We start from the raw sequence: 3140 nt of genomic DNA, 5'->3' as shown, positions 1-3140 counted from the left end.
ATTCCTCCATAGAATATTTGGTGGAGGAAGACTGGATTCGAACCAGCGAAGACACATGTCGGGAGTTTTACCTTTATGTAAGTTTATTTTTGCTGTATAACTACATCGGCTAATTTAATTATCAGAAGCTATATTTTTCTATACTTTTGCTCTACCAGACTGAGCTATTCCCCGTTAGTTGTTCGGGGAAGTAGGATTTGAACCTACGACCTAAAGTTCCCATTAGATTTTATTTTGCTGTAAAGCTTCTTAGATAAAATTGTCGGCAGAAGAATTTATTTTCTATTCATTAAATTTTAGAAATTGCTGTATTTCTTCTAGCCAAGATTTATTTATAAAAGATTCAGAAGATATTTTTATTTACGCTTCAAAGTAAGTTGTTTTAAATTTGCTGTAAATCTTCAAGAACCTTTGATAAATAAGACTTTGTTTTTAATGTATGTATTTACTTTAGCATAGGGGCTAACCATTGTCAACCCCTAATTTTAAATTATTTTAGAAATCGTAACGTGGTACGTTAACTAACTTCTGCATAACTTTAACAGGTTCTAATTCGCCTGTCAATAGCCCTTTCATAATTGACGGTGAAAAACCTGAAACTAAAGCTGTACCCTTCTGACCAACTTGAACTGGTACATTACCTTTTTGTTGTGAAGCCAGATTCCAGAAAACAAGTTGTGGCATTTTGTATCCAGATTGACTGTACAGCAAAGAGATAGATTCAAAATTTGTCATACCTGAAATAGCTTGGTTAAATTCCATATCAGAGAATACAATCACTTTACTCGGCATATCTTCTTGTGTCAAGTTATGTTGCTTACCTAACTCAAGAATTCTTGCAAAAGCTTTCATGATGTCAGTTGATCCATACTCAACGTGTTCCTGAACCTTAGACAACTTTTGTGCCAGAGTTAAGGATTTTCCAATATCAATGAAGTATGGATTCGTAGAGTAAACCATCATTTGATCTTTAAAAATTCCAGTGTTTCGTTCTGCAATATAAATCGACAATGCGATACCAACATGCAGAGCATAAATGTCACCAGAAACTTTTGCGTTGTCAAAAGTCATTGAACCAGAAACATCAGATAAACAAATAATGTTTTCATTTGTCCCTTCTGTATAATCCGGCAGAGATTTCCACTGAGCATTTGCTACAGCTTTATCTCCGCGCATACAGGACTTAACGACATCGTATGGATAAACAGCACCTGCATTGATCTTAGCTTGTCCATCTTCTTTAATCAAGCTTTCACGGTACTTTGCATAACGATCGCTATCTACACGATTGAAAAGTGCCTGGTAACGTGCTGCTGCCAAGGATGGCAATTTACTGTAGTCAATGTCAGAATAATCTTTACTGGAAAGATTCTGTTCTACTGTATCTGACAAAGAGGACAGAAGTTTGTTATACTCTTGATAACTCAGTTTCATAAATTTTGCAAGAACTTTTGCATTATTTTTATTTTTAACTGTGTTATTTCCACGCATACGTGGCATCCATTTAGCACACAGTGCAGCGTTTGATTTATCTGTCAGACAATCAGAAATGAACTGCAAAGCATCTTTTTCTACAGGTGTTCCAATTGCTTCTAAGACATCATCCCAACGACCAAGTTCAGGAATCTTGACAAGAAGTCGTGAACCTAAACTTGGATTCTGATTACAGATTGTTTTAAAAGTTTTTCTGAAAACATTTCGTTCACCCATTCCACCACGAATATCTCGTGAATAAAGCAGAACGCGAACAGCAGTTTCAGAATCTTCACTAAAAGCTTGCCAGAAAAGATCTTCAGAGACAATCTCTGGGTTTTTACGAAGAGTCCCAACTTTGTAGAACAGGTCTACGTTCTTATTCAAAGAGGATTCGTGTGTAACTGCACCATTGAGTGTCAGTTGAGATTTAGTACGGGATGCATCAAACAGCTTAGACATAATTAACTCCTTTGTTTATTAACTCGTTCGAAATGAACTATAGCAAAAGTCATAAAAGGAAGTCAAGCACATTTATAAAATTTTTAATCAAAATCTTCAGATTTTATTCCTGAGAGGGAAAAATCTAAATCACTCAAGTACTGATGTTCATATTCTCGATCAGAATTGGAATTGTCAAACGAGTATGCAGCACACTTAGAACAGTATGGTGATTCACTTATACCATTTTTGACATTATAGGAGTTGTGGTTGAGAGGGGCATCACAGGCTTTACATCTAAAATAAAAATTATAGGTTGGTTTATTATTGTTATTGGGTTTATCCATAAAATCTCACAAAATTTATAGTTAATAGTTTGGTAATATTACTATATACTATAGTGACTTTTCATGTCAAATTCACAAAATAAAAAGCCCCAATTAAGGGGCTTAATTTTTAAAGTTGTGATGCTGCTCGCTCACGAATCGTTGTCAAATCTTCATCGACAATCAATTTGCCGTTGTAAAACACACGACGCAGTTCGTTATCGTCAGACTGTACATCTTCAAGCTGACAATTGTCAACAAGTTTCAGTTCGCCATTCTCATCACGGATAACCTTCAGGAAACCTTTTGCAGACTTCTTACCGAGGTCTGTCTTCGGCTCTTTGACAACCATGATTTGCTGACCATCAATAACAGCACCAGTTGCTTTCACAGCCATACCCAGAGAATCACGGGTTGTGTATTGGGTGGTATAGGAACCAACACCAAACACGATATTGCTGGATGCAAAACCTTTATCTTTCAGACGTTCAAAGATATCTTTTGCACGAGCAACGGTAATTGAGTCACCGTAGATCAGACCAACATGAGTATCAAGAACCTTGTAACCTTTGGAGTTGACTTCTCCACCAAAGATATCCCACAGGCAAGCAATTGCACCAATCGCCTGATACCGAGGCATTTCATAATATGGTTGAATGCTCGCATTAATTGTACGATCACCAGTAATATCATAATACTTATCTCGATCTTCAAGATAAATAACTTCTGTAAGAACAGATACTCCAGAAACCTGGAGTGTTTGCCAATCAGCAAAACTCTCAATGTAATACCCAGCAATGATGTGCTCTGGAATACCTGAATCAGGGCGGAATACAACACGACCATCACGAGCCATAATTTCTTGTTTCAGAATCTTAGCAGCTTTGGTAATGATTGCCC

Annotated in this window: 2 protein-coding genes; both read right to left on the bottom strand. The window is 36.6% G+C overall.

The features are described from left to right. Window positions 1-495: 495 nt before the first annotated feature. Window positions 496-1935, bottom strand: a complete 1440-nt coding sequence (locus KGZ89_08170) for a DUF2828 family protein (GenBank protein MBS3974823.1) — start codon at window positions 1933-1935, stop codon at window positions 496-498. 435 nt (window positions 1936-2370) lie between these two features. After that, a partial coding sequence (locus tag KGZ89_08165) for a nicotinate phosphoribosyltransferase (GenBank protein MBS3974822.1) occupies window positions 2371-3140 on the bottom strand: 770 nt, incomplete at its 5' end.

The organism is Actinomycetota bacterium (genome assembly GCA_018334075.1).
Classification (GTDB): Bacteria; Actinomycetota; Coriobacteriia; order Anaerosomatales; family UBA912; genus JAGXSC01.
The sequence above is the reverse complement of the archived record's forward strand: the minus strand, read 5'-3'. Positions and strand labels throughout refer to the sequence as shown.